This is a genomic window from Paenibacillus sp. PvR133 (assembly GCF_017833155.1).
Lineage (GTDB): Bacteria > Bacillota > Bacilli > Paenibacillales > Paenibacillaceae > Paenibacillus > Paenibacillus polymyxa_B.
On sequence record NZ_JAFIBS010000001.1, the window covers coordinates 1,485,870 to 1,512,537 of the forward strand.

At 48.7% G+C, this 26,668-nt stretch carries 22 protein-coding genes, 8 tRNA genes and 1 rRNA gene; all 31 read left to right on the forward strand.

All coding sequences use genetic code 11. The annotated features are described in order from the left end of the window. Positions 1–161: 161 nt before the first annotated feature. The 31 genes from JOE49_RS06600 to whiA all read left to right on the forward strand — a co-directional run bounded on the left by JOE49_RS06600 (position 162) and on the right by whiA (position 26,616). Positions 162–3,086, forward strand: a 23S ribosomal RNA gene (locus JOE49_RS06600). 130 nt (positions 3,087–3,216) lie between these two features. After that, positions 3,217–3,308 (forward strand) — tRNA-Ser (locus JOE49_RS06605). Between the two features lie 31 nt (positions 3,309–3,339). Continuing rightward, positions 3,340–3,416: transfer RNA gene (locus JOE49_RS06610), tRNA-Met, on the forward strand. A gap of 10 nt (positions 3,417–3,426) precedes the next feature. After that, positions 3,427–3,502, forward strand: a tRNA-Val gene (locus tag JOE49_RS06615). 4 nt (positions 3,503–3,506) lie between these two features. Beyond that, positions 3,507–3,582: transfer RNA gene (locus JOE49_RS06620), tRNA-Thr, on the forward strand. Between the two features lie 23 nt (positions 3,583–3,605). Next, positions 3,606–3,682, forward strand: a tRNA-Asp gene (locus JOE49_RS06625). A 78-nt stretch (positions 3,683–3,760) separates the two neighbouring features. Next, positions 3,761–3,833, forward strand: a tRNA-Phe gene (locus tag JOE49_RS06630). Between the two features lie 9 nt (positions 3,834–3,842). Beyond that, positions 3,843–3,928 (forward strand) — tRNA-Tyr (locus JOE49_RS06635). Between the two features lie 7 nt (positions 3,929–3,935). Further along, positions 3,936–4,008 (forward strand) — tRNA-Lys (locus JOE49_RS06640). A 159-nt stretch (positions 4,009–4,167) separates the two neighbouring features. Beyond that, entirely contained in the window at positions 4,168–5,310 is a 1,143-nt protein-coding gene (locus JOE49_RS06645; RefSeq protein WP_160788563.1) for a helix-turn-helix domain-containing protein, read from the forward strand. Positions 5,311–5,412: 102 nt separating this feature from the next. After that, positions 5,413–6,537 carry an ABC transporter ATP-binding protein gene (locus tag JOE49_RS06650; RefSeq protein WP_028541867.1) on the forward strand — a complete coding sequence of 375 codons (1,125 nt, stop codon included), beginning with the start codon at positions 5,413–5,415 and terminating at the stop codon, positions 6,535–6,537. 349 nt (positions 6,538–6,886) lie between these two features. Beyond that, positions 6,887–7,825, forward strand: a complete 939-nt coding sequence (hprK, locus tag JOE49_RS06655; protein WP_013308232.1) for an HPr(Ser) kinase/phosphatase — start codon at positions 6,887–6,889, stop codon at positions 7,823–7,825. A gap of 47 nt (positions 7,826–7,872) precedes the next feature. Beyond that, positions 7,873–8,928: a prolipoprotein diacylglyceryl transferase gene (lgt, locus tag JOE49_RS06660; RefSeq protein ID WP_209940763.1), complete on the forward strand. Its 1,056-nt coding sequence runs from the start codon at positions 7,873–7,875 to the stop codon at positions 8,926–8,928. Further along, complete coding sequence (gene ppaX, locus JOE49_RS06665) at positions 8,925–9,578, forward strand: pyrophosphatase PpaX (RefSeq protein ID WP_028541868.1); 654 nt, start codon at positions 8,925–8,927, stop codon at positions 9,576–9,578. Before lgt ends, ppaX begins: the two co-directional genes overlap by 4 nt. Continuing rightward, positions 9,575–10,072, forward strand: coding sequence for an acyltransferase (locus tag JOE49_RS06670; protein ID WP_028541869.1), 498 nt, complete (start codon positions 9,575–9,577; stop codon positions 10,070–10,072). Before ppaX ends, JOE49_RS06670 begins: the two co-directional genes overlap by 4 nt. 141 nt (positions 10,073–10,213) lie before the next feature. Further along, entirely contained in the window at positions 10,214–11,365 is a 1,152-nt protein-coding gene (locus JOE49_RS06675; protein WP_209940764.1) for an acyltransferase, read from the forward strand. 339 nt (positions 11,366–11,704) lie between these two features. Beyond that, positions 11,705–12,910 carry an ATP phosphoribosyltransferase regulatory subunit gene (locus JOE49_RS06680; RefSeq protein ID WP_053324368.1) on the forward strand — a complete coding sequence of 402 codons (1,206 nt, stop codon included), beginning with the start codon at positions 11,705–11,707 and terminating at the stop codon, positions 12,908–12,910. Next, positions 12,907–13,551 (forward strand): ATP phosphoribosyltransferase, encoded by a 645-nt coding sequence (hisG, locus tag JOE49_RS06685; RefSeq protein ID WP_023986475.1) that lies wholly within the window; start codon positions 12,907–12,909, stop codon positions 13,549–13,551. The genes JOE49_RS06680 and hisG overlap by 4 nt, the downstream gene beginning before the upstream one ends. A 68-nt stretch (positions 13,552–13,619) precedes the next feature. After that, the gene (hisD, locus tag JOE49_RS06690; protein WP_025720732.1) at positions 13,620–14,933 is read left to right on the forward strand and encodes a histidinol dehydrogenase; all 1,314 of its coding nucleotides are present in this window, start codon (positions 13,620–13,622) and stop codon (positions 14,931–14,933) included. Beyond that, positions 14,917–15,525, forward strand: a complete 609-nt coding sequence (gene hisB, locus JOE49_RS06695) for an imidazoleglycerol-phosphate dehydratase HisB (protein ID WP_013308245.1) — start codon at positions 14,917–14,919, stop codon at positions 15,523–15,525. The genes hisD and hisB overlap by 17 nt, the downstream gene beginning before the upstream one ends. 3 nt (positions 15,526–15,528) lie before the next feature. Further along, entirely contained in the window at positions 15,529–16,158 is a 630-nt protein-coding gene (hisH, locus tag JOE49_RS06700; protein ID WP_209940765.1) for an imidazole glycerol phosphate synthase subunit HisH, read from the forward strand. Positions 16,159–16,253: 95 nt separating this feature from the next. Next, entirely contained in the window at positions 16,254–16,985 is a 732-nt protein-coding gene (gene hisA, locus JOE49_RS06705) for a 1-(5-phosphoribosyl)-5-[(5-phosphoribosylamino)methylideneamino]imidazole-4-carboxamide isomerase (RefSeq protein ID WP_160788555.1), read from the forward strand. 11 nt (positions 16,986–16,996) lie between these two features. Then, the gene (hisF, locus tag JOE49_RS06710; RefSeq protein ID WP_023986479.1) at positions 16,997–17,755 is read left to right on the forward strand and encodes an imidazole glycerol phosphate synthase subunit HisF; all 759 of its coding nucleotides are present in this window, start codon (positions 16,997–16,999) and stop codon (positions 17,753–17,755) included. Further along, positions 17,752–18,483, forward strand: a complete 732-nt coding sequence (gene hisIE / locus JOE49_RS06715; protein WP_209940766.1) for a bifunctional phosphoribosyl-AMP cyclohydrolase/phosphoribosyl-ATP diphosphatase HisIE — start codon at positions 17,752–17,754, stop codon at positions 18,481–18,483. The genes hisF and hisIE overlap by 4 nt, the downstream gene beginning before the upstream one ends. A 36-nt stretch (positions 18,484–18,519) precedes the next feature. Beyond that, the gene (hisJ, locus tag JOE49_RS06720; protein WP_160788554.1) at positions 18,520–19,344 is read left to right on the forward strand and encodes a histidinol-phosphatase HisJ; all 825 of its coding nucleotides are present in this window, start codon (positions 18,520–18,522) and stop codon (positions 19,342–19,344) included. Between the two features lie 237 nt (positions 19,345–19,581). Beyond that, on the forward strand, positions 19,582–21,351 hold the full coding sequence (locus JOE49_RS06725; RefSeq protein ID WP_209940767.1) for a tetratricopeptide repeat protein: 1,770 nt from the start codon (positions 19,582–19,584) through the stop codon (positions 21,349–21,351). A 39-nt stretch (positions 21,352–21,390) separates the two neighbouring features. Next, the gene (gene trxB, locus JOE49_RS06730) at positions 21,391–22,344 is read left to right on the forward strand and encodes a thioredoxin-disulfide reductase (RefSeq protein ID WP_013308252.1); all 954 of its coding nucleotides are present in this window, start codon (positions 21,391–21,393) and stop codon (positions 22,342–22,344) included. Positions 22,345–22,750: 406 nt separating this feature from the next. Then, entirely contained in the window at positions 22,751–23,701 is a 951-nt protein-coding gene (locus JOE49_RS06735) for an ROK family glucokinase (protein ID WP_013308253.1), read from the forward strand. A gap of 66 nt (positions 23,702–23,767) precedes the next feature. After that, a complete protein-coding gene (gene rapZ / locus JOE49_RS06740; RefSeq protein WP_013308254.1) occupies positions 23,768–24,667 on the forward strand; it encodes an RNase adapter RapZ in 900 nt (299 codons plus the stop codon). A 12-nt stretch (positions 24,668–24,679) separates the two neighbouring features. Continuing rightward, the gene (locus JOE49_RS06745) at positions 24,680–25,666 is read left to right on the forward strand and encodes a gluconeogenesis factor YvcK family protein (RefSeq protein ID WP_023986485.1); all 987 of its coding nucleotides are present in this window, start codon (positions 24,680–24,682) and stop codon (positions 25,664–25,666) included. A 5-nt stretch (positions 25,667–25,671) separates the two neighbouring features. Continuing rightward, positions 25,672–26,616, forward strand: a complete 945-nt coding sequence (whiA, locus tag JOE49_RS06750; protein ID WP_013308256.1) for a DNA-binding protein WhiA — start codon at positions 25,672–25,674, stop codon at positions 26,614–26,616. The last annotated feature ends 52 nt before the right edge of the window (positions 26,617–26,668 follow it).

Consider the following 26,668-nt stretch of genomic DNA (forward strand, 5'->3'; position numbering starts at 1 on the left):
AACTGGATACCGAAACGAAATTGCGTTTTAGAATATTCCTTTAAGCTGATCTTGTGTAAACAAGTGAAATAAAGGTAGCAGGTAAGGAAAGATCTTTTGCCTTTGGCAAAAATCATTCTTTATCGAACATCGACATTTTCTTTCTTTGAAAGAAAAGTCTAGGTTAAGCTACAAAGAGCACACGGAGGATGCCTAGGCGCCAGGAGCCGACGAAGGACGTGGCGAACAACGATAAAGCCTCGGGGAGCTGTAAGCAAGCTTTGATCCGGGGATGTCCGAATGGGGAAACCCGGCTGTCTTCATCGACAGTCACTTTCTGCTGAATACATAGGCAGAATAGAGGCAGACCAGGGGAACTGAAACATCTAAGTACCCTGAGGAAGAGAAAACAATAGTGATTCCGTCAGTAGCGGCGAGCGAACGCGGATTAGCCCAAACCAAGGAGCTTGCTCCTTGGGGTTGTGGGACGTCTCACATGGAGTTACAAAGGAACCGGTTAGATGAAGAGGTCTGGAAAGGCCCGCCAGAGAAGGTAAAAGCCCTGTAGTTCAAAACTTGTTCCCTCCGAGACGGATCCCGAGTAGTGCGGGGCACGTGAAACCCCGTATGAATCCGGCAGGACCATCTGCCAAGGCTAAATACTCCCTGGCGACCGATAGTGAAGCAGTACCGTGAGGGAAAGGTGAAAAGCACCCCGGAAGGGGAGTGAAATAGATCCTGAAACCGTGTGCTTACAAGAAGTCAGAGCCCTATTTATGGGTGATGGCGTGCCTTTTGTAGAATGAACCGGCGAGTTACGTTCCCGTGCAAGGTTAAGGTGAAGAGCTGAAGCCGCAGCGAAAGCGAGTCTGAATAGGGCGAATGAGTACGTGGACGTAGACCCGAAACCGGGTGATCTACCCCTGTCCAGGGTGAAGGTGCGGTAACACGCACTGGAGGCCCGAACCCACGCATGTTGAAAAATGCGGGGATGAGGTGGGGGTAGCGGAGAAATTCCAATCGAACCCGGAGATAGCTGGTTCTCCCCGAAATAGCTTTAGGGCTAGCCTCGGAAATAGAATCGTGGAGGTAGAGCACTGATTGGGTGCGGGGCCCGCAAGGGTTACCAAGCTCAGTCAAACTCCGAATGCCATAGATTTAGTTCCGGGAGTCAGACAGTGAGTGCTAAGATCCATTGTCGAAAGGGAAACAGCCCAGACCATCAGCTAAGGTCCCCAAGTGTGTGTTAAGTGGGAAAGGATGTGGAGTTGCACAGACAACCAGGATGTTGGCTTAGAAGCAGCCACCATTGAAAGAGTGCGTAATAGCTCACTGGTCGAGTGACTCTGCGCCGAAAATGTAACGGGGCTAAACACACCACCGAAGCTATGGCTTGATGCTTGCATCAGGGGTAGGGGAGCGTTGAATGCGGGTTGAAGGTGTACCGTAAGGAGCGCTGGACTGCATTCAAGTGAGAATGCCGGTATGAGTAACGAAAAGATCTGTGAGAATCAGATCCGCCGAAAGCCTAAGGGTTCCTGAGGAAGGTTCGTCCGCTCAGGGTAAGTCGGGACCTAAGGCGAGGCCGATAGGCGTAGTCGAAGGACAACAGGTCGAAATTCCTGTACCACCGTAATCCGTTATGAGCAATGGGGTGACGCAGTAGGGTAGTGACGCGGACTGATGGATGTCCGTCTAAGCAGTGAGGCTGGTGTGTAGGCAAATCCGCACATCGTTAAGGCTGGGCTGTGATGGGGAGCGAAAATTACAGTAGCGAAGGTCATGATCTCAGACTGCCAAGAAAAGCCTCTAGCCAGGAGAAGGTGCCCGTACCGCAAACCGACACAGGTAGGCGAGAAGAGAATTCTAAGGCGCGCGGAAGAACTCTCGTTAAGGAACTCGGCAAAATGACCCCGTAACTTCGGGAGAAGGGGTGCCTCGGTAGGGTGAATAGCCCGAGGGGGCCGCAGTGAAAAGGCCCAAGCGACTGTTTAGCAAAAACACAGGTCTGTGCGAAGCCGCAAGGCGAAGTATACGGGCTGACGCCTGCCCGGTGCTGGAAGGTTAAGGGGAGTGGTAAGCCTTCGGGCGAAGCTATGAACCGAAGCCCCAGTAAACGGCGGCCGTAACTATAACGGTCCTAAGGTAGCGAAATTCCTTGTCAGGTAAATTCTGACCCGCACGAATGGCGTAACGACTTGGGCGCTGTCTCAACGAGAGATCCGGTGAAATTTTAATACCTGTGAAGATGCAGGTTACCCGCGACAAGACGGAAAGACCCCATGGAGCTTTACTGCAGCTTGATATTGAATTTGGGTACGATCTGTACAGGATAGGTGGGAGCCGTTGAACTTTGAGCGCCAGCTTGAAGGGAGGCATCCTTGGGATACCACCCTGATCGTATCTAGGTTCTAACTTGGTACCGTAATCCGGTGCGAGGACAGTGTCAGGTGGGCAGTTTGACTGGGGCGGTCGCCTCCTAAAGAGTAACGGAGGCGCCCCAAGGTTCCCTCAGAATGGTTGGAAATCATTCGAAGAGTGCAAAGGCAGAAGGGAGCTTGACTGCGAGACCTACAAGTCGAGCAGGGACGAAAGTCGGGCTTAGTGATCCGGTGGTACCGCATGGAAGGGCCATCGCTCAACGGATAAAAGCTACCCTGGGGATAACAGGCTTATCTCCCCCAAGAGTCCACATCGACGGGGAGGTTTGGCACCTCGATGTCGGCTCATCGCATCCTGGGGCTGAAGTAGGTCCCAAGGGTTGGGCTGTTCGCCCATTAAAGCGGTACGCGAGCTGGGTTCAGAACGTCGTGAGACAGTTCGGTCCCTATCTGTCGTGGGCGTAGGAAATTTGAGAGGAGCTGTCCTTAGTACGAGAGGACCGGGATGGACGTACCGCTGGTGTACCAGTTGTTCCGCCAGGAGCACCGCTGGGTAGCTATGTACGGAAGGGATAAGCGCTGAAAGCATCTAAGCGTGAAGCCCCCCTCAAGATGAGATTTCCCAATTAGTAAGACCCCTTGAAGACGACGAGGTAGATAGGTTGGGGGTGGAAGTGCAGTAATGCATGGAGCTGACCAATACTAATCGGTCGAGGGCTTATCCTAAGAATAAAACGCAAATGAGTTTCGGATCCAGTTTTCAGGGTGTAACCTTGAAATTGCGCTTGATATTCCAAATCACTTTGTTGATTTAAAGAATAACTTGCGGAATTTTGCTAAGCGAGTCCATTTATATGGAGAGATACCCAAGTGGCTATAAGGGGACCCTCTGCTAAGGGGTTAGACTGCGAAAGTGGTGCGAGGGTTCGAATCCCTCTCTCTCCGCCATTTAGGACAAGCTAGCGAAATATTATGTTATGGCGGTGTAGCTCAGCTGGCTAGAGCGTACGGTTCATACCCGTGAGGTCGGGGGTTCGATCCCCTCCGCCGCTACCATACATATCCAGGAGGCTTAGCTCAGCTGGGAGAGCATCTGCCTTACAAGCAGAGGGTCGGGGGTTCGATCCCCTCAGCCTCCACCATTGTGCCGGTGTAGCTCAACTGGTAGAGCAACTGACTTGTAATCAGTAGGTTGGGGGTTCAAGTCCTCTCGCCGGCACCATTTTTGAATTTTGAAAAATCTAGGGAACTGTGGTGTAGAGGCCTAACATGCCTGCCTGTCACGCAGGAGATCGCGGGTTCGAATCCCGTCAGTTCCGCCATTTTTCAATTCAATAGTTTTTCCGTACTAAAGTGGGAAGGGGTATCCCTCCGCACTTTATTTTTTTGTTAATGGGTATGGCTCGGTAGCTCAGTCGGTAGAGCAGAGGACTGAAAATCCTCGTGTCGGCGGTTCGATTCCGTCCCGAGCCACCTTTATATGGAGGATTAGCGAAGTGGCCAAACGCATCAGACTGTAAATCTGCTCCCTTACGGGTTCGGTGGTTCGAATCCATCATCCTCCACCAGTTTTACGAGCCATTAGCTCAGTTGGTAGAGCACCTGACTTTTAATCAGGGTGTCGAAGGTTCGAGTCCTTCATGGCTCATCAGAAGTCATCAACTATAGGTTGATGGCTTTTTTTGTATTGTTTTAAGTTATGTTTTTATATAGCTTTTTTATTTTACGGTATCGACAGGTTATAATGAGTTCATTATGTTCGCTCAGTGCTTATTCTATATTCTAAAAAAAGTGAAGTGGTGATCGCGTGACTCTGGATACAGAATGGATTCAGCAACAGCTTCAGAATATTATTCAAGCGCCTTTTACCATAGTGCCTTGGTGCCCGGAAATGATGGCAGAGGGAGATACAGCCGATTCAGTTATTCCGGATAGATCGTTTGTCCGTGACAACAAGTTATATTTTCCGTTTCGTGCGTCGGCAGGTGAACTGGCTGCCTTTGTGGTAGAGGCCAGATATTTGACGGATCGAGAACGGAAACTGGTAGAAGCGCTATTGGGGAACATGGAGCAGGTCTGGCAGAACGGTCCACAATTGTCGGACAACCCGATTTATAGCGAGGAAGAGCGGATGAATCGTTTTGGACAATGGCTCATACAGCAGGCTGCCAATTTAAACAGGGAAGAAGAGGTTCCTGATGAATTGCAGCTTCGTGATTCGCTATCAGCGTGTATGGTTCCGATTTTACTGAATGGCGAGGGAACACAGGAGGGGGCTATTACTTATACGCAGCTTCATCGATTGTTCGCAAGCTATTTTGGAGGGGATGTGTTACTTACACCATTGGACGAACAGTCTTGGCTGATTATGGCTAAAAAGGAGCTTTTATTAGGAGCTGACGATGAACGGGATAAAGACACTGAGTCCAGGGATGCAGATTTTACGGAATCGCTGGAGGAGGTTCTTACGGCTTTTAGCTTGGGCCTATATGAGCTTATTGCGAATGAGTGGGTGGGTGTATTCCATTTGGCGGTTTCTAAGCCTTCGATCCCTTTGCAAAGTCTTCCCCAAGAGCTGAATTTGTTATGGGAGACGATACATCTGGGCAAGATTTTTCATGTAACAGAGCACATCCACTTTTCATGGGAGCTTCATTTAGAAAGGCTGTTAAACCGCATTCCCAAGGAACAACGCGTACTATTTTTAGAGCAGGTAATGAAATCATCTGTCATACTGGAAGACTCAGAAACGATGGCTACATTAGATATCTTTTTTCAATTGGATTGTAATGTGAGTGAGACAGCTAAGCGTCTGTATGTGCATCGAAATACGTTGATTTACCGTTTGGACAAGATCAAACAGGAGACCGGATTGGACGTGCGGACGTTTAATGATGCGGTTTTGGTCAAGCTCTATCTCCTATTGTACAAAGTGACAAAAAGGAAATAGCATCTTTGTGCAGTTTGCGAATAGCCACGCTACAAGGACTAGGGTAAGATACAAGTAAGAAATGTATTCGATTTCATAACTCGATCTTAGGAGGCAAAAGCTATGGCTGGTGTACGTTTAGAGCATATTTTCAAGCAATATCCGGGTGCAGATAAAGCTACGGTTGTTGATGTCAATTTGGACATTCGAGATAAAGAATTCCTCGTATTGGTTGGTCCCTCCGGTTGCGGGAAGTCTACTACACTTCGTATGATTGCTGGTCTGGAGGAAATTTCAGATGGTAAATTGTACATTGGGGATCGTGTTGTGAACGACGTGGCTCCAAAGGACCGCGATATCGCGATGGTATTCCAATCCTACGCCCTGTATCCGCACATGAGCGTGTACCAGAACATGGCGTTCGGTCTGAAACTGCGCAAAGTTAAGAAAGAAGAAATCGACAAGAAAGTACGCGAAGCTGCCAAAATACTCGATATCGAGCACTTGCTGGAACGTAAACCTAAGGCGCTGTCCGGTGGTCAACGCCAACGTGTCGCTCTGGGCCGTGCGATTGTCCGCGATCCTCAAGTCTTCCTGATGGATGAGCCGCTCTCCAACTTGGATGCTAAACTTCGTGGTCAAATGCGTGCTGAAATCACTAAACTGGTTAAACGCCTTGAAACCACTTGTATCTATGTAACACATGACCAAATTGAAGCTATGACGATGGGTGATCGGATTGTCGTTATGAAGGATGGTATCATTCAACAAGCTGCATCCCCGGATGAACTGTACAACCGTCCAGTGAATCTGTTCGTTGCTGGTTTTATCGGCTCTCCTACGATGAACTTTATCACAGGTCAGCTGGTTGAAAAAGAAGGTGCATTGCATTTTACTGCGCCGGGTCTGGATCTGTTCGTACCAGAAGGTAAAGGACAGATTTTAAAAGCGAAGGGATATATCGGCAAAGATGTGATCTTAGGTATCCGTCCTGAGGATATTCATGAAGAGCCTGTATTCTTGGAGGCTTCTCCGAATACAATCTTTACATCCACTGTGGATGTAACAGAAAATCTCGGTCATGAAATGCTGTTGTACCTGAGCGGTGCCGGAAATGATACGATTATTGCCCGTGTAGACGGACGTTCCAATACTCGTGATGGTGTCAAAGCGAAGTTGGCTGTTGATATGAACAAGGTTCATATTTTTGATAAGGAATCAGAATTGAGTATTCTGGTTGGCGAATAAAATTTGCCTCTGGAAGAGAGTCGCAGTTTTCCCCAAGCGGAGAACTGCGACTCTTTTTGTATATCGCATACGGCTACTAGCTTCGGCATTGCATTCATTGGAAAATTCCGATACGATGGGTACAATGGTACAGGTCTAGATGCAGGCAAGGTTCGTTGGCAAGGGTCCTAGATGGGATCAATCCAGCTGTCGGAATAGAGTTAGCCTGGAACCATAGTGTTAAATCAAATGGAGTGTGGATTGATGCAGTGCAGCATAGACTGGCGTTGGGCTGTATGGTTAATAGGGTAAAGCTACATAAATCAAATGACGTATAGAATCCGGTGTTGCAGATGAAGGGGAGAATACAATGGCTAAACAGGTAAAGGTATCCGAGCTTGTACAGCAGTTTCAAATGGAAGTTATTTCTGGTGAAAAAGGTCTGCGAAGACTGATCACAGTGGATGATTTGAATCGCCCAGGTCTGGAGATGGCCGGGTATTTTGAATATCATACACAGGAGCGGGTACAGCTTCTGGGAAGGTCTGAGTTGGCTTTTCTGGGGATGCTTCCTCCTGAGGAGCGTCGGGATCGGATGGAGCGTCTGTGTACAGAACTGACTCCATGCATTATCATCACACGTGGCCTGGAGGTACCGGCTGAGTTAGTGGAGGCGAGCGCAGAACGAGATATTCCTGTACTGCGCACTAATATGGCGACGACGATTTTATCAAGCCGCATCACAGGCTTTCTCGAAAGAAAGCTGGCTCCTACGGCGACTATTCATGGTGTACTGTGTGACGTGTATGGCGTGGGAATGCTTATCACAGGAAGTAGTGGAATTGGTAAAAGTGAAACAGCACTGGAACTGGTTAAACGTGGACATCGCTTGGTAGCAGATGATGCGGTAGAAATTCGGCAAACGTCCGATTTTCAGCTGCATGGTACAGCACCTGAGCTGATCCGTCACCTGTTGGAAATTCGTGGCGTGGGCATTATTAATGTGATGACGCTGTTTGGTGCTGGTGCAGTTCGTAATAACAAACGGATTACATTGGTTGTCCGTCTGGAGGCATGGCAGCAGGACAAGCAGTATGACCGTCTTGGTCTTGATGAGGAAACGACACGCATTATTGATACAGATGTTCCACTGGTTACGATCCCAGTTCGTCCGGGCCGAAACTTGGCTGTTATTATCGAGGTGGCGGCGATGAACTATCGTTTGAAACAAATGGGCGTTAATGCAGCCCTGCAATTTACAAACAAGCTGACTGCTACGATTTCTGAAGATATGGAAGAGATGGATTAAGGTTGGTTTGTTCGTTTGCAAGGAAGAACGAGGAGTGAGAGAAACATATGTCAACGGCAACATTACTGCTGAATCCGATCGCTTTTTCAATCGGGGCAATCAAGGTCCACTGGTATGGGCTTATTTTGGGGCTGGCGGCGCTTGTGGGTTTATATCTCGCCATCCGTGAAGGAAAAAGATTTGGTATTCCGCAGGACTTTTTTATGGATATGCTGCTTCTGGGTGTTCCATCAGCTATTATTGGAGCGCGTATTTATTATGTAGCCTTCAAATGGGAAGACTACCGAGATAATCTATGGGATGTTTTCAAAATTTGGAACGGCGGTATTGCGATATACGGTGCCTTGATCGGGGCCATTATATGTGCGGTCATTTATTTCCGGTATAAAGGGTATAACTTCTGGCGTATCGCTGATATTTGTGCACCAGGCCTACTGATCGGCCAAGCGATTGGACGCTGGGGTAATTTTGTCAATCAGGAAGCCTACGGTGGACCGACGGAAGAAACATTTTTGCGAAATCAGCTCCATCTGCCGGATTTCATTGTGAATCAGATGAACGTTAACGGGGTTTTCCATCACCCTACATTTTTATATGAATCACTGTGGAGTATTGTCGGTGTGATTTTGCTGCTCGTCATTCGTCGTATGAAATTTGTACGTGCAGGCGAAATGTTTGCGTTTTACTTCATTTGGTACTCGATTGGCCGTTTTTTCATCGAGCGTGTACGGACGGATAGTTTGGCTTTTCAGGGACCAGATTGGCTGGCTTCCTTTGTGAATGCTTTGTGGTCTCCTATGGTGTGGTTAGGGTTTGAACCAGGGCATCTGGACCCGAGTTACGGTAATGTACGGATCTCGCAATTGCTGCCTATTTTCATTGTGGTAGCCGCTGTGATTTTCATTGTGGTTCGACGCCGGAAGGGCACATCTGTTGCTCGGTATAGCGATCCGATTCTCTCCAGCAAAGCGGGGATTGATCAGGTACCTGACGTGATGCCAGAACAGGTATCCCGTCCAGGACAGGACGCGGTTCCTCCAACAGCTACGGCGGATAAGCTATCTAAGGAAGACACGGACGAGGACAAAAAGGAGCATCTATGATAAATACGATTTTGTTTGATTTAGACGGCACCATCATGGATACGAATGAGTTGATTATCAGTACATTTTTACACATTTTGAATCATCCGGATGCTGATCCGCTGACGCGGGAGCATATTATTCCTCATATGGGTGGAACGCTGGACGATCAACTCCGTACTTTTTCGGGATTAACGGATGTATCTGGGTTAGTTAAGGACTACCGTGCTTATAATCAGATTCATCATGATCAAATGGTGAAGCCATTTCCATATGTCATTGAGGTTATTCAGGAGTTGCGTGCGCGAGGAATTAAGCTGGGGGTTGTGACAACCAAAATACGACCATCCACGTTACGTGTACTTAACCTGTTCAATCTGACCTCCTCTATGGACTATATTGTGACGGTAGACGATGTGGAGCATCCAAAGCCACATGCTGAGCCAGTGCTCAAGGCATTGGCAGGTTTGAATGCTGAAGCAGAGCATACATTGATGGTCGGAGACAGTTCTTTTGATATTTTGTCAGCTCAGGCAGCAGGTGTGAAATCGGCTGGTGTAGCTTGGTCGCTCAAGGGTGAGGAAACTCTGCGCGGATATGGGCCAGACTACATGTTGCATGATATGCGGGATTTGCTGAAGCTGGAGCTTCAAGGTGTCAATGTATCGTGAGAAAGGTGAACCGCTATCCTGTAGAAGGTCCCAATGCGTTGTGGCAGATTTATCGGACGGTGAGCCGCTGGAAAGGCATCAAGAACTTTATTTTTATACAGATTGCCCGGTATTGTCCTGTGCTTTCTCTGAAAAACGTCATTTACCGCAGAATGCTGGGGATGAAGGTGGGGCAACATGCGGCCTTCGGCCTGATGGTGATGGTAGATGTTTTTTTTCCGGAGCATATTACGATAGGAAACAATTCGGTCATTGGATATAACACGACGATACTGGCTCACGAATACCTCATAGAGGAGTATCGTATCGGTAAAGTGGTGATTGGTGATCATGTGTTGATCGGCGCCAACACAACCATTTTGCCGGGTGTGACCATCGGTGACGGAGCTATCGTAGCGGCCGGAGCCGTCGTGCATAAAGACGTGCCCGCAGGTGCATTTGTGGGTGGCAATCCGTTACGTGATTTAAGACGCTCTGGTGTGAATGAGCAGTAAATAGCACAATAGAAAGGCCCCTTATGTATTAAGGGGTCTTTCTTGCATTGTTTTTCTGTATAATAAGTGGGTAATGCATGTTAATTATGTTTAAAAATTGATAACAGACATATTTGCAAGGCGATATGGGAGCGTGTTGATTTGATCAAAAAAGAACGTATACCAGAGCTTGATATTTACCGGGGAATATTAATTGCAGCCGTTGTTACCATTCATGCGACTTCAATGGCTTTAATTGATGCGCGTCATTCTCTATTGTTCTATCCTTTTTTATTTTTAAATGTGTTTAGTAGCTTTGCAGTGCCCGTATTTATTTTTGTGAGCGGGTTTGTTTTATTTTACAATTATGTCGATAGGCCGCTTCGTGGTAAGAATATGCTTATATTTTTCCGAAAAAGACTGATGTTTATTGTGTTACCGTACGTTTTGTTTTCTCTTGTGTATTATTTGACCTTGGTAACACGTGGGTTGATGCCGCTCAGTGATCTTCCGCTCGTGCTGTTAACGGGAAAGGCATACACGCATTTGTATTATGTCATCATCATCATCCAATTTTATTTGGTCTTTCCGCTGTTGCTGTGGGGAGTGCAGCGTTTACGCCATTCGATACCGAGTCCACGGAGAGTAGCCTTTGTCATTTTGATAGTAGGGTTAGTCATTCAATGGGGGTTTGTATTGCTGAACAAATACGTTTGGCAAGAGGAAAGAGGAAGTCTTGCGATTACGTATATCAGTTATTTTGCCTTGGGTGCAGCTGTAGCAATTGGATATGAAGGGTTTAAAAAGTGGCTTTTACCGGTGTCAGGTACGGCAATTAGTCGCAGTCAGTTGATCAGTTGGTGGGGCTTGTGGGTGGCTTGGCTACTCCTGGGTATAGCTTATGTGCAAATATGGTTTGTAGCATACCGCAAAGCCATCTATGCAGACTCGCTGATCTATGAACTGCTCCATAATGCATATGCCCTCGTCTCTGCGCTGGTGCTGTTTCAGTTCTCGGTCTTATTATATCGTCATACTAACGATAGGTTGCGAATGTTAATCAGTTGGCTGGGGGCATGCTCATTCGGCATTTATTTACTTCACCCAGCGTTATTGCGGGTGTATCGCAAGTTGGATTTCCAAGGAACGCCGGTAGAATATATCTTCTCTGTTGCGGGTGGATGGTTGTTGGCGCTGTTTGGCTCATGGCTGATTGTGACGTTGTGTTTTCGATATGTACCATTTGCATGGATCGGTTTGGGCACGGTTCCAAAGTTTCCTTCCCGGAGTAAAGATGAACAGATAAATAGCTAAATATTTTGATTTGGACTGTTAGCTTAAAGCTGGCAGTCTTTTTTTAGAGTATATAATTTATAAGTTTTCAGTGGAGCTGAACAACTCTATATGCACAAAAATTACCGTAAGCGCGGTCTTGCTCCGGAGAATACGTTGATAGATGTTTTTCATATAGGATTCATGTATTTTGCATTGGATAAAATATAGAGAGGGGCAGCCACTTGGCGAATCCGTAAAAAAAAGGGCTGCGCCGTTCGGTTGACGTTCACAAGTAGGGCATGATAATATATCGAATATACTTTAGTTTGTTAGCACTTTACCATGATAAAGATATTGTGAAATCATGAGGTGATAGAGATGTCTAAGCCAAAAGGATTTGAGATCCCTGTAGGGGTTCGAGATTATCTTCCGCGTGCAGTGTCGAAGCTGCGGGCCATTGAACTGAATGTACTCGAATGCATGGAGCGTTGGGGTTACCGCCAGATTATGACGCCTACGATGGAATACTACGATACGGTGGGAGTGGCTAGTTCTACTTCCGATCGGAAGCTGTTTAAATTGCTCAATAACCGGGGAACCACGTTGGTGCTGCGATCGGATATGACCGCTCCGATTGCACGGGTGGTATCTTCGTTGCTAAAGGAAGAGGAAGTACCACTCCGACTTTCCTATCACGCAAATGTATTTCGGGCAATTGAGGAAGAAGCAGGAAGAGAAGCGGAGTTTTTTCAGACGGGTGTGGAGCTGGTGGGTGATGATTCGCCTGAGGCTGATGCAGAAGTTGTAGCATTGGCAATTGCATCATTACAGGCAGCAGGGGTGACCTCTTTTAAAATTGCCATGGGGCATGTGGGATTCCTGAACGGCTTATTTGAGGAAATCATTCCCGGCCGTCAGGCTGAACAACAAGCGCTAAAGGAACTGTTGCTCAGTCGTGATGTAGTGGGCTACCGAACAGCGATTGAAGCTTTGGGCTTGGCTCCCGAACATCGGGATAAGCTGGAAGCTATTCTTCGGTTGCGCGGTGGAAAAGAAATTTGTGACCAGGCTACCCGTCTTAGTGTGGAGCAGCAGACGATTCGATCCATTGCACATTTGTGCGAGGTGTGGGAAGTGCTGGAGGCTTACGGCGTATCTGAGCATGTGTTAATCGACCTTACCATGATCGGGGATTTCTCATATTATACAGGAATGACTTTTGAGGGCTATGCAGCGGAGATTGGGTTCCCGGTATGCAACGGAGGCCGCTATGACAATCTGCTTCAGCAGTTTGGTCGATCCGTACCTGCAACGGGATTTGCATTGAAGACGAACCGGATCGTCGATGGTGTGGATGGTATCCAAATGGAGACGAAGCTTCCTGTACTTATCCGTTATGACGCACAGGGACGCCAAGAGGCGTTATCCGCAGCGGCACAGCTACGCGCAATAGGCCTTACTGTAGTGACAGGGCTCACGGGCGGAACGGAAGATCGACGTCGTGAACAGCATGGCCTGTACGCAGAGGTATACAGCTATACAGCCGAAGGAAGACAGCCAGTACAAAGGAGAGAATTGCCATGACGGAAACGTTGAAGGTAGCCATGCCAAAGGGACGGATTTATAAGCAGGCTTCCGAGCTGTTTCGCCAAGCGGGGGTTCCGATTCCACTGGATGTGGACGAAACGCGTAAACTGGTCATTCCACTGCCTGAGCTAGGCATGGAATTTATTATGGCGAAGCCCGTCGATGTTCCTACGTACGTAGAGTATGGGGCGGCGGACATCGGCATCGTGGGCAAGGATGTTTTGCTGGAAGAAAACAAGGATGTGTATGAACTGCTGGATCTCGGGATTGCTCGTTGCCGGATGTCGGTGATTGCTTTACCAGATTGGCAGCCAGGTATTCGTCAGCGGGTCGCTACAAAATATCCGAACGTGGCTTCCCAGTATTTTCGGGAGCAAGGTCAACAGGTGGAGGTTATTAAGCTGAATGGCTCCATTGAACTGGCGCCGTTAATTGGTCTGGCAGACCGTATTGTTGATATGGTGGAAACGGGGCAAACCTTGCGGGAGAACGGATTAGTCGAGCAGATCAGCATACTGGATATTACCAGTCGTCTGATTGCCAATCGGGTCAGCTACCGGATGAAAAACGGCCCGATTCAGGCGTTGTGTGACCGATTGCATCAGGTGATTCCAAATGCGGTGGCACCCCGTGAATAAATGAACTAAAGGAATAAGCCAATGGTTACAGGGCATTCTGCAAGCTGCAAGTAAGGGGGAATGGACAAATGAAGATCGTATCAGCCCGTGATTTCAGCCTCCAACGGGAGGTGGATTACGGCACACCTGAGCAAAATGAGGCTGTGCGTACCATTATTCAGTCGGTACGCCAAGAAGGGGATGAGGCTGTCCTGCGGTATACGCAATCGTTTGATGGTGTATCGCTGATAGCAGAGCAACTTCGTGTGACGGAGGAAGAATTGAAGGCGGCATATGACAAGGTAGAGCCTTCTTTTTTACAGGCGATTCGAGAGGCGGCGGATAATATCCGTGCTTTTCACATGAAGCAAAAACGTAATTCGTGGATGGATTTACAGCCGGATGGTAGCTTGCTCGGCCAAATTATCCGACCGTTGAAACGTGTAGGCGTGTATGTTCCGGGCGGTAAAGCCGCCTATCCATCCTCGGTGCTGATGAATGTCATTCCCGCTCAGGTAGCTGGTGTACCGGAGATTGTCATGGTGACACCCCCGGCGACAGGCGGCAAGGCAGGGATAGATCCATATACACTGGTAGCTGCGGCAGAGGCTGGTGTAACGGAAATATATAGGGTTGGCGGAGCGCAGGCGATTGCCTCTCTCGCTTACGGAACACATAGCATTGAACCAGTCGATAAAATTTGCGGTCCCGGCAACATTTATGTAGCGCTAGCGAAGCGAGAGGTGTACGGCGCGGTGGATATCGACAGTATAGCGGGACCAAGTGAAATTGTCGTGTTGGCTGACGACACGGCGAATGCCTCTTATGTAGCGGCCGACCTGCTTTCACAGGCGGAACATGATGAAATGGCCTCAGCCATACTGGTTACGCCCTCGCAACGCTTGGCCAAAGAAGTATCAGCTGAAGTACAGCGCCAATTGGCAGAGCTGCCGCGTAGAGATATTGCTGCTGCATCTGTGGAGGCATACGGGGCTATCATTGTCGTCGACACTTTGGAAGAGGGTATCCATATTGTAAACCAACTGGCGCCAGAACATTTGGAAATTATGACAGAGCAGCCGATGGAGCATGTGGGTCTGATCGAAAACGCGGGAGCTATTTTCCTGGGAGCGTACAGCTCGGAGCCGGTAGGCGATTATTTTGCTGGACCTAACCACATTATCCCGACGAATGGAACGGCGCGGTTTTCTTCGCCAGTGGATATTGATGATTTTATCAAGAAGTCGAGTATGATCTATTACAGCAAGGAAGCACTGCTGCGCAATGGAGAGACGATTATGCAGCTTGCCCGCCATGAAGGACTGGAAGGTCACGCACGGGCGATACAAGTTCGATTGGACAATGAAAAGAAGGCGGTGGATGGCGATGGGGAACGAAAATAACGTAACAGGACGTACAGGCAGCGTCAGCCGAAAGACGAACGAAACGGATATTCAGCTATCTTTTGCAGTAGACGGCACAGGGCAAGCTGAGATTGAAACGGATGTTCCTTTTCTGAATCACATGCTGGATTTGTTCACCAAGCACGGACAATTTGATCTTAATGTACAGGCCAGAGGGGATGTTGATATCGACGATCATCATACCGTGGAGGACATTGGTATTTGTTTGGGGCAAACCTTACTGGAAGCGTTGGGTGATAAAAAAGGAATTAAGCGCTATGCCAGCGTCTTTGTACCGATGGATGAGGCGCTCGCGCAAGTTGTCATTGATCTGAGTAACCGACCCCATTTTGAGTATCGTGCGGAGTATCCATCACAGCAGGTAGGGAGCTTTTCGACAGAGCTGGTGCATGAATTTCTGTGGAAATTTGCGTTGGAGGCTCGCATGACGCTACACGTCATCGTTCACTACGGGCAAAATACCCACCATATGATTGAGGCGGTGTTCAAAGCACTGGGACGTGCACTGGATGAAGCGACCTCCATTGATCCGCGAGTGACGGGAGTGCCTTCAACGAAGGGAGTGCTGTAGTCCATGTCCATTGCCATTGTGGATTACGGCAGAGGCAATCTGCATAGTGTGAGCAAGGCGGTTGAGCGTCTTGGCTATGAGGCTGTAGTAACGGGAGATGCCCAAGTGATTCGTTCCTCCAGCGGTGTGATTTTGCCGGGTGTAGGGGCATTCGGGGACGCTATGGAGCATTTGCGTTCCAGCGGATTGGATCGGGTGATTCAGGAGGTTGCAAGCGCTGGACAACCGCTGCTCGGTGTTTGTCTAGGAATGCAACTGTTGTTCACTCGTGGTGAAGAATACGGCAGTCACGAAGGACTTAATATTTTACCAGGCGAGGTCGTTCGGTTTGCTCCGGATCTGGGGGTTAAAGTGCCGCATATGGGCTGGAATCGTCTGCGTATGACTCAGCCGGATCACCCGTTGCTACAGGGCTTGGAGGAAGGACATGTGTATTTTGTGCATTCCTATCATGCGAAGCCGGAGGTCGAAAGTGACCTGCTGGCGGTGACCGACTACGGTGGGCCCGTAACGGCTATCGTGGGCAGAGCCCATGTATATGGCATGCAGTTCCACCCAGAGAAAAGCGGGGAAATGGGGATGCAACTGCTTCGTCAGTTTTTGGAACTAGCGGAAGCGGAAAAGCGAGCGTAACGATTCGTGAGTTTGCAGTTGGAGGTACGCCAACTTTGGTCGTTAATTGATGTAAAGGCATATAGATGTTGAATAGCTCACAAGGGGGTCATACTTTGTTCACGATATACCCGGCGATTGATATTCGCGATGGCAAATGTGTACGACTGGTACAAGGAGATTATAACCAGGAGACGATATACAACGAAAACCCGGTGGAGGTTGCCCAAGAATGGGAGCGTTTGGGCGGCTCCTACATTCACTTGGTTGATTTGGACGGTGCTAAAGCAGGTCAACCGGTGAACGATGAGCTCATTGGGCGCATCGCTTCTGCGGTGCAAGTGCCTGTACAAGTGGGTGGCGGCTTGCGTACACGAGAACATGTGGAGCGGCTGTTGTCGCTGGGCGTGAGCCGTGTGATCTTGGGTACGGCAGCGATTGAGGATCGTGCTTTTACGGAAGCGGTATTGGGTACCTACGGTGATCGGATCGCCATTGGTCTGGATGCACGTAATGGCTATGTGGCCACGCGCGGATGGCTTAAAACCTCGGAGGTTCGAGCGGACGAATTGGCTGCTGAGTTGGCCTCCAAGGGAGCGGAAACGTTCATTTTCACAGACATTTCCCGCGACGGAATGATGCAAGGCCCGAATGTTGAGGCTATCGTAGCCCTTGCGAAAAGCAGTGGACGAACCGTGATCGCTTCCGGTGGTGTCAGCAAGATGGACGATCTAATCACGCTGAGCACCTATGCGAAAGAGGGTGTAGGCGGTGCTATTGTGGGTAAGGCATTGTATACAGGCAGCATTGATTTACAGGTCGCCGTACAAGCTGTAGCAAAGGCATAGGGGGAGTAGGCATGCTGGCTAAACGTATTATTCCCTGCTTGGATGTAAAGGATGGCAGGGTAGTTAAGGGCGTTAATTTTGTGAACTTACGTGATGCAGGCGATCCGGTGGAATTGGCGGCGCTTTATGACCGAGAAGGGGCGGACGAAATCGTATTTCTGGATATTTCTGCTTCAGTTGAAGGGCGTGCCACCATGGAAGAAGTAGTGCGTCAGACAGCTGGGGAAATTGCCATTCCTTTCACCGTAGGTGGCGGGATATCTCATGTTGATGATATGAAACGCATTTTGCGTGCCGGAGCTGATAAAATCGGCGTAAATACGGCAGCTGTCCGTAACCCTCAGCTGATTGCGGAGGGTGCGCGCAGCTTTGGCTCACAATGTATCGTTGTTGCCATTGATGCCAAGTACAACAAGGCGTGGGGCGAGTGGGAAGTGTATACGCACGGAGGCCGCACGCCATCTGGTATCCGCGCCTTGGCCTGGGCCAAGGAAGCTGAGCAGTTGGGAGCCGGTGAGATTCTGCTGACCAGCATGAATGCGGACGGAACCAAGGACGGCTTTGACCTGCCACTGACTTCTGCGGTATCGGATACCGTCGGAATTCCAGTTATCGCTTCTGGTGGTGCAGGCAAACAGGAACATTTCTATGACGTGTTTACGGCGGGCAAAGCGGATGCTGGATTAGCAGCAACGATTTTTCACTATAAAGAAATAGGAATCCCTGAGCTAAAACGGGATTTGAAGCGCAGAGGAGTGGAGATACGATGAGCAACGAATTGAACCAACAGCTATCTCTGGAGCAGATATTGGATAATGTCCGCTGGAATGAAGCAGGTCTTGTCTCGGCGATTGTGCAGGATGATGCTACGCTTCAGGTGCTGACGCTGGCCTATATGAACCGCGAGTCGCTGAAACTATCTTTGGAGTCGGGAGAGACCTGGTTCTGGTCTCGTTCCAGACAGGAACTGTGGCATAAGGGGGCTACTTCGGGGAATACGCAAAAAATCACCTCCATCCAGCTGGATTGTGACGGTGATGCCCTGTTGGTACGTGTCATTCCGAGTGGTCCTGCCTGTCATACAGGAGCAACGAGCTGCTTTTTTCGTGATATTTCCGCGCCAGGAACGGCTGTAGCACCTGTTGCAGGAGATGCAGGAGACCACACGCTGGTAAATGATGTTTCCAATGCTTCAGCAGACCGCTTTGAGGTGCTTGCCCAGCTGGAGGCGATTATTAAGGAGCGCGAAGAGACACGTCCTGAAGGGGCCTATACGACTTATCTTTTTGATAAAGGTGTAGATAAAATCTTGAAAAAGGTTGGCGAAGAAGCATCCGAGACAATCATTGCCGCCAAAAATAAAGATAATGACGAACTGCGCCTGGAGGTCAGCGATTTGATTTATCACCTACTGGTGCTGTTGCAGGAGCGCAAGCTACCGCTCGATGACGTGCTGGCTGAGCTGAATCGCCGTCATGAACGTCCTCGTCGTGATTAGTACGGTTTGTTGTAGTGTTGAAAGGGGGAGGGTCGCATGAAAATCGACTATCATACGCATCACGCCCGCTGCGGGCATGCCATAGGGAGTCTGGAAGAGTATGTGCAGCAGGGAATTCGGCTGGGGCTAGATCAGCTCGGCTTGTCCGATCACATGCCACTACTGCATGTAAAACCGGCTGACTATTATCCGGAAATGGCGATGCCTATGGAGGAGCTTCCCCGATACGTGGAAGAATGTTTGGAACTGAAGGAACGTTTTAAAGGGCAAATTGATATTCGTGTTGGCTTGGAAGGCGACTACATCGAGGGCTGGGAACGAGAAATCGGAGACATCATCACCGCGTATCCCTGGGATTATGTGATTGGTTCCGTCCACTTTCTCGGTGAATGGGATGTCACGGACTTCCGTCAGGTACACCATTGGGAAGGCAAAAATGTGCTTGAGGTGTACCGCACATATTATGATGCGGTTTCTAAGGCGGCAGCTACCGGTTTGTATGACATCATGGGTCATCTGGATGTCATTAAGCGCTTCGGCTATCATCCGAAGCCGGAGGAAATGGAGGAGCTGCGTGAACTGGAGCGCTCCGCACTCTCAGCCGTTGCCCGTAGCGGTCGGGCGATGGAACTGAATGCATCAGGGCTTTCGAAGCCCTGTGCCGAGATGTTCCCGAGCCGCCGCATGCTGGAAGAAGCTTTTTCGCTAGGCATCCCGCTGACCGTAGGATCGGATGCTCATGATCCGGCGAAGCTGTCCGAGCACTTGGAGAAGGCACGCGCGCTTCTATATGAAGTCGGTTATCGCGAGCTTGCCGTATTTCAGCATCGCGAGCGCTCGCTGGTGCCGCTGACGCTTTAATTATTACGTTTATTGGGTCTAAGTATCATATCCAGTGGCTAGCCGAATGCTCCCTATTTATACAGGGAAAAAGCGCTCGGCTATTTAGCGTATTCTTGTATATATATCTATCGGTATACGAGCATGTATCCGTTTTTTGGAATGAGGTAGGATCGACTGTCAAGTCGTTTTGAAGTTGTGGTATACTGAAGGGTATGAACATGCCAGTTACTTTTAAAGGAGGTGCCTTGGTTATTTATGAAAGGGAAACATCTGCGAGTATCGGAACCTAGCCCTAAAATTATTGCTTTGCGTTTCGACGCATCTTTCTTTTTTGAGAAAGCTGTGCGCTCGCTTGATCGCAATCATTATGACAAGGCATTGAAATATTTTCGCAAAGCCGTTGAATATGAATCGGATAATCCGGTGAATCATTGCAATATGGCGGGTATATTATCAGAGATGGGGGATTATGCAGGTTCGAATGAGATCCTGTCCTCTGTACTGAGTGACGTAGACTCGTCGATGACAGAGTGTTATTTCTATATGGCGAATAATTACGCTAATATGGAGCAGTTTGAAGAAGCGGAGAAAGCATTGGTCACGTACCTGGAGGAGGACGAAGAAGGCCAGTTTCTTGATGAAGCGGAGGAAATGATGGAGCTGCTCTATTATGAGCTGGACCGTCCAACGAAGCTGAACCGCATTAAGGCCCGGCAGGGAGTAGTAGAGCATGATCAGGCTCGTGTCCTGCTGGAGGAGGGGAAATTTGCTCAGGCAGCCCAGTTGCTCAAGCAAATTTCAGAGGAACAACCGGATATGTTCGCTGCGCGGAATAATCTGGCGCTGGCGTATTACTACATGGGATTGTTCCAAAATGCTAAGGCTACCATTATTCAAGTGCTGGAAGATGAGCCGGGTAATTTACACGCATTGTGCAACTTGGCGATCTTTTATCAGCACGAGGGCGGCGGCCCGGAATTGGATCGTCTGGTGCAGACTTTGGCGGTTACTATACCGTTTCAGGAGGAGCAGGTATTCAAGCTGGCGACCACTATGGGGATTCTCGGACGCCACGAGGAGGCCTACAGACATTTCCGCAGGTTGCTTCATGGCGATGGAGAGAACAATGCGGACGCTTCTTTGTACCATTACACGGCGGTAGCTGCCAGCAATACGGGAAGATATGCGGAAGCTCGGCGGTTGTGGAGTCATTTGCAAAAGCAGGATGCTTCCTCGGAAGTTCCGCGGTTTTTCCTGTCCCGACTGGAGGAACTCCAGCAGGAGGGTACACCGCTGCAAGTGCTCAGCTATCATTATCATCTCCCGTTTGAGGAGCAATTCCGCATGTGGGAGAAGTTTGGTGCTGACCAGGTGCCTGACAGCATGAAGAAGGACCCGCTAATCCGATCATCCTTCTTCTGGGCCTTGCGCCACGGGGACCGGGCGACTCAGCTTCAGGTCATTCAGGCGTTAAGCCTGATCGGTGATGATGAGGTGCGTCAGGCACTGGAGTCCTTCGTAGAAGACCCGGACCAGGAGGATGAGCTGAAACGTCGTGCCTTGCAAGTATTGCAAGAGCTGGCGGAGCAGGGTGAGCAGAAAATGTACCCGGAAACGGAACATTCTGATCAGTCGGAGGTTGAGAACGATCCGCATATAATTGAAGGTGATGTATCTGCTTCCCCAGTCGATCCACAATGGCAGGCAGTGCTGGATAAGGTACTGACCGTCATGAGCAAGCCATCAGATCCGGCCATGCAGCACGATTTGAGATCGCTTTGGCTGGAGTATTTGGATCGGCTTGCCCCGGAAGTTCCGATGGTTCAGCATACTGAGGGATGGGCAGCGGCGCTAGAATATTTGACAGCCAAAATGCATCATCATTCAGTCACCTATCAGGAAGTAGCCGATCGTTATGGTATTTCCGTATCGACCGTAAGCCGCTATGCACGCCAGATTGACAGCGTGTGTGGTATCAAACAGAAGCTGAAGCAGCCGCTCTCCACGTTTAAAAAGCAGGTCTGAGACCTGCTCCAAACATCACTTAAAGGAGGCAACAAACGTATGTATAAATCCATAATTATTGGTACAGGTCCTGCAGGCTACACAGCGGCTATTTATTTGGCACGCGCTAACATGAATCCGCTGATCATTGAAGGGATGCAGCCCGGTGGGCAGCTTACTACAACGACCGAAATTGAAAATTTCCCGGGTTTTGAGCAAGGTATCCTCGGGCCTGAACTGATGGATAATATGCGCAAGCAGGCTGAACGTTTTGGCGCTGAATTTACTTCCGGATGGGTAGAGGAAGTAGATTTCAGCAAACGCCCTTTTAAAGTGAAGGTAGAGGGTAAAGGTATCATTGAGGCGGAGTCGGTCATTATTGCTACAGGTGCGTCCGCCAAATATCTAGGCATTCCGGGTGAGCAGGACAATGTAGGTCGCGGAGTCAGCACGTGCGCAACTTGCGATGGCTTCTTTTTCCGAGGGAAAAAGATTGTCGTGGTTGGCGGTGGCGATTCAGCCATGGAGGAAGCGAGCTTCTTGACCCGTTTTGCTTCCAGTGTAACCTTGGTCCATCGTCGCGATGAGTTGCGGGCATCCAAAATTATGCAAGATCGTGCGCGTGAGAACGAAAAAGTACATTGGGCATTAAACCGGACTCCTCTGGAAGTTGTGACGGGAGAAGCTGGCTTAAAGGGTTTGAAGGTACACAATAATGAGACCAATCAGGATGAGCTGATTGAGGTAGATGGCGTATTCGTAGCCATCGGTCATACACCGAACACAGGTTTCCTGAACGGACAAATCCATACCGATGAACACGGCTATATTGTAGTGAAGCCAGGCACAACAGAAACGAATATCCCCGGAGTTTTTGCCTGTGGGGACGTACAGGATAACCGTTACCGTCAAGCTATTACGGCTGCGGGAACGGGCTGTATGGCGGCTATGGACTGCGAGAAGTATCTCGAAGGCAGTGCTGTTCACGACTGGAGCGAAACGCTGGATCAATAAAAGCGTGTCTATGGTACACAAAAAGGCTAACGGGAGAGCGAAGGAAACCTCTGTTATGCCGCATCTTTTGTTCAGGAAGAGAAAGCCTGCTGCGTTTGCACAGGCTTTCTCCTTTTTATGATTATAGAATTTATAAGTTTTCAGCGGAGCTGAACAATCTATAATCGCAAGAAAAATTTCCGTTAAGCGTGGTCTGGCTTCCTTGAAAGTACGTCAATAGACGTTTTTCTTATGGGTGCATGAGGTTAAAAATTCCGCTAATCGTACACTTTTCAACAAGGAAGTGTCCTTGACCGTAACGGGGGCTTCAATTATAGTTGGAACGTAGGATTACTATTATGAAGTAGGAATTGTAAGCATATATTTCATACCAGGTTTTTAAGTAAACATAAAGGTGGCTTGGAACATGTCTGAAAGTATCTATGTAGGTGTCGATTTGGGCGGTACCGCGATTAAAGTCGGCATTTGTAATGAAAACGGACAGCTTTTGCACACATATGAGGGACCAACCGAAACCGATAAAGGTGTAGACGTTGTCATCGGTAATATCGAAAAATATGTGCGGCATATTGTTGAGCAATCTCCTTATGAGTGGGATCAACTAAAGGGTGTCGGTGCAGGCGTTGCAGGTTTTACGAATGTTCGTGATGGTATTATTGTCCTCGCTCCTAATATTGGCTTTCGTGACGTACCGATCCGTGCGCTCCTAGAGAACCGGATTGGCAAGCCTGTGAAAATAGACAACGATGCGAATGTTGCTGCGCTGGGTGAGGCTTGGGCTGGTGCAGGCAAAGGCATAGAAAACTGCGTATGCTATACCCTGGGAACAGGAGTAGGTGGCGGCATTATTATAAACGGTAAAATATACCAAGGTTCTTCGGGCATGGCCGGAGAAATTGGCCATATCAGTGTCGTACCTGATCTGGAGGCTATTCAGTGTGGATGCGGCAAAATGGGTTGCTTGGAAACTGTATCTTCCGCAACAGGCATCATTCGTATGGCCAAGGACGCTGTGGAACGTGGCGACCGGACCTCTCTGGCGCTGGAAGATCAAATTGCTGCCAAGGAAGTATTTGATGCTGCTAAAGCTGGAGATGAAGTCGCGCTTCGTATCGTGAACCGTGCTGCTTTCTATTTGGGGAAATCCATGGCAGCGGTTGCCGCTGTGCTTAATCCAGAGTTGTTTATTATAGGCGGCGGTGTTTCTAAAGCAGGCGACTTTTTATTTGAAGAGATGCGTCGCGTATACGCCAAGCTGGCACCTGAACCGCTTCAAAAGGGTGTATATATCGTACCAGCGGTGTTAGGCAATGACGCAGGTATCGTAGGGGCTGCAGGGTTGCTGCTACGCTCCTGATCCACAGGTTATTGATAATACGGGTACTGGCATAGAGCGAAGAAGCAAAAGGAGAGGGAAGTCCATATGACAGATAACCTAAAAAATGCTGCGCCGTGGGCAACGCTCATTATTATTACGGGGATGTCAGGCGCAGGGAAGACCATTGCGGTTCAGAGCCTGGAAGACTTGGGCTTCTTCTGCGTTGATAATTTGCCTCCTGTACTGATTCCCAAATTTGCCGAGTTGATTGAGCAGTCTAACGGTAAAATAGGCAAGGTGGCACTCGTAATTGATTTACGCGGACGAGAATTTTTCACCGCCTTGTCTGAATCGTTGAATTATATTAAAGATCATTTTACGATTCATTGTGAAATTTTATTCTTAAATGCGAATGATGGCGTTCTCGTACAGCGGTATAAGGAAAGCCGTAGACGTCATCCGCTGGCTCCAGACGGCATGCCTTTGGATGGGATTCGGTTGGAGCGCAAGATGTTGGAAGAATTAAAAAGCTCGGCTACACAGGTTATTGATACAAGTGTGATGAAGCCTGCAACCTTAAAGGCGAGGATTATTTCACGATTTTCTCATCTGGAGAGCAGTATGCTTTCCGTGAACATTACTTCTTTTGGCTTCAAGTATGGTATTCCCATTGATGCCGATCTTATATTCGATGTGCGCTTCCTGCCTAATCCCCACTATGTGGACCAACTACGTCCCCACACGGGACAGGATAGCGATGTATATGATTATGTCATGAAATGGCCCGAGACTCAGGCATTCTTGACCAAGTTGCTGGATATGTTACACTTTTTGATTCCGCAATATCGCAAAGAAGGCAAAAGCCAGGTCATTATCGGCATTGGCTGTACTGGCGGTAAGCATCGTTCTGTTGCAATATCGGAGTATTTAGGAAAAATGCTGGGTGCCAGCGAGACAGAATCTGTTTCTGTTTCGCATCGGGATGCTGATCGGGACCGGCATTAATGAGGTGAAATCATGAAAGAGACCGGATCACAACGGGAGCGCCCACGTATTGTTGTTATGGGCGGCGGAACCGGCTTGTCCGTCATGCTGCGGGGCTTAAAGCAAAAGCCGCTAGATATTACGGCTATTGTTACAGTCGCTGACGATGGCGGAAGCTCCGGGATTTTGCGCAGTGAGCTGCAGATGCCCCCTCCAGGGGATATTCGCAATGTGCTGACTGCCTTGGCTGACGTGGAACCAGTGATGTCAGATATGCTGAAATACCGTTTCGGTGCGGGATCAGGATTGTCAGGCCACAGCCTGGGTAATCTGATTTTAGCAGCGATGACCGATATATCGGGAGATTTTGTAACGGCGGTGCGTGAGCTTAGCCGTGTATTTGCTGTCCGGGGACGCGTGCTGCCGGCAGCTGAGGAAGGCGTTGTGCTAAGTGCCGAAATGGAGGATGGCACGGTGATTACCGGAGAGTCCAAGATCCCGGAAGCGGGCGGACGAATCAAACGCGTCTTTCTTGAACCGACTCACGTGGAGCCGTTGCCTGAGGCTGTAGAGGCCATTAATGAGGCTGATGCGATTTTGATTGGCCCCGGCAGTCTATATACCAGCATATTACCGAATTTGCTTGTACCTAAACTCGCTGAAGCTGTAGTAAAATCAGACGCTATCAAAATATTTGTCTGTAACGTTATGACCCAGCCTGGAGAAACCGATGGCTATACGGTAGGAGATCACCTGCAAGCTATTTTTGAGCATGTAGGGCATCATCTCTTCGACTATGTCATTGTAAATAACGGAGAAATTCCACCCCAAGTACAGGAAATGTATGCCGAGCAGGGCGCTAAGCCAGTTCAAGTAGACATGGGCGAGCTGACCGATCGGGGATATAAAGTGGTGGCAGATACATTAGTTTTGTTCCGTACGTATCTACGGCATGATGCCGACAAATTAAGCCAGCATATTTACCAATTGGTACAAAACTGGATATTAAGAAGGAGGTGAGTCCCTTGTCCTTTGCGGCACAAACGAAAAAAGAGCTTACGATGATTGAAAGCCAGTCCTGCTGTGAGAAAGCGGAACTATCTGCGCTCATACGTATGCTCGGATCCGTACAACTGTCGAATAAAAGGGTGATATTGGACGTGTCCACAGAAAATGCCGCGATTGCAAGGCGGATTTACTCCTTGATCAAGAAGCATTTTCAACTTCATATCGAACTGCTTGTACGGAAAAAAATGCGCTTGAAAAAAAATAATGTGTACATTGTCCGTATTCCCAATGGTGTGCAACAGCTGTTAAAGGATCTTTATATCGTCTCAGAAGGTTTCTTGTTCACTGACGGGATTAATCGGGATATCGTTCGGAAAAACTGTTGTAAGAGGGCTTATTTGCGGGGTGCCTTTATGGCAGGTGGCTCTGTCAACAATCCTGAAGGATCGTCTTACCACCTTGAAATTTCTTCGATGTATGAGGAGCATTGTCAGGCACTCGTTGATCTTGCGAATGAGTTTCACCTAAATGCTCGCTGTATTGAGCGAAAAAAAGGTTTTATTCTCTACATCAAGGAAGGCGAGAAGATCATTGAGCTGCTTAGCATCATTGGGGCGCATCAAGCCTTGTTCAAATTTGAAGATGTACGCATTATGCGCGATATGCGCAATTCCGTAAATCGCATTGTCAATTGTGAAACGGCTAATTTGAACAAGACGATCGGAGCTGCTGTCCGGCAAATTGAGAATATTAAGTTGCTGGAGAGGGAAGTTGGTTTGGAGACCTTGCCGGATAAACTGCGTGAAGTGGCAGAAATTCGTCTCGCTCATCCCGATTTGAATTTAAAAGAAGTCGGGGAAATGCTCAAAGGGGTCGTGAGTAAATCGGGTGTAAATCATCGGCTTCGCAAAATTGATGAGATGGCTGACAAAATCAGGGGCGAAAATGGCCTGATTCCATAAAAAGATTGTCCGTGGGGCTTTCAGCCCCGGTTTTTTTAGTTTTTTTTCTAGT

Excerpts from the sequence above, each read along its gene's own strand:
- hisIE (WP_209940766.1), top strand. The coding sequence starts at position 17,752 with ATGAGCAACGAATTGAACCAACAGCTATCTCTGGAGCAGATATTGGAT.
- rapZ (WP_013308254.1), top strand. The coding sequence starts at position 23,768 with ATGACAGATAACCTAAAAAATGCTGCGCCGTGGGCAACGCTCATTATT.
- hisB (WP_013308245.1), top strand. The coding sequence starts at position 14,917 with ATGGGGAACGAAAATAACGTAACAGGACGTACAGGCAGCGTCAGCCGA.
- hisD (WP_025720732.1), top strand. The coding sequence starts at position 13,620 with ATGAAGATCGTATCAGCCCGTGATTTCAGCCTCCAACGGGAGGTGGAT.
- lgt (WP_209940763.1), top strand. The coding sequence starts at position 7,873 with ATGTCAACGGCAACATTACTGCTGAATCCGATCGCTTTTTCAATCGGG.
- hisF (WP_023986479.1), top strand. The coding sequence starts at position 16,997 with ATGCTGGCTAAACGTATTATTCCCTGCTTGGATGTAAAGGATGGCAGG.
- hisG (WP_023986475.1), top strand. The coding sequence starts at position 12,907 with ATGACGGAAACGTTGAAGGTAGCCATGCCAAAGGGACGGATTTATAAG.
- JOE49_RS06680 (WP_053324368.1), top strand. The coding sequence starts at position 11,705 with ATGTCTAAGCCAAAAGGATTTGAGATCCCTGTAGGGGTTCGAGATTAT.
- hprK (WP_013308232.1), top strand. The coding sequence starts at position 6,887 with ATGGCTAAACAGGTAAAGGTATCCGAGCTTGTACAGCAGTTTCAAATG.
- JOE49_RS06735 (WP_013308253.1), top strand. The coding sequence starts at position 22,751 with ATGTCTGAAAGTATCTATGTAGGTGTCGATTTGGGCGGTACCGCGATT.
- trxB (WP_013308252.1), top strand. The coding sequence starts at position 21,391 with ATGTATAAATCCATAATTATTGGTACAGGTCCTGCAGGCTACACAGCG.
- hisJ (WP_160788554.1), top strand. The coding sequence starts at position 18,520 with ATGAAAATCGACTATCATACGCATCACGCCCGCTGCGGGCATGCCATA.
- JOE49_RS06650 (WP_028541867.1), top strand. The coding sequence starts at position 5,413 with ATGGCTGGTGTACGTTTAGAGCATATTTTCAAGCAATATCCGGGTGCA.
- JOE49_RS06745 (WP_023986485.1), top strand. The coding sequence starts at position 24,680 with ATGAAAGAGACCGGATCACAACGGGAGCGCCCACGTATTGTTGTTATG.
- ppaX (WP_028541868.1), top strand. The coding sequence starts at position 8,925 with ATGATAAATACGATTTTGTTTGATTTAGACGGCACCATCATGGATACG.
- JOE49_RS06725 (WP_209940767.1), top strand. The coding sequence starts at position 19,582 with ATGAAAGGGAAACATCTGCGAGTATCGGAACCTAGCCCTAAAATTATT.
- hisH (WP_209940765.1), top strand. The coding sequence starts at position 15,529 with ATGTCCATTGCCATTGTGGATTACGGCAGAGGCAATCTGCATAGTGTG.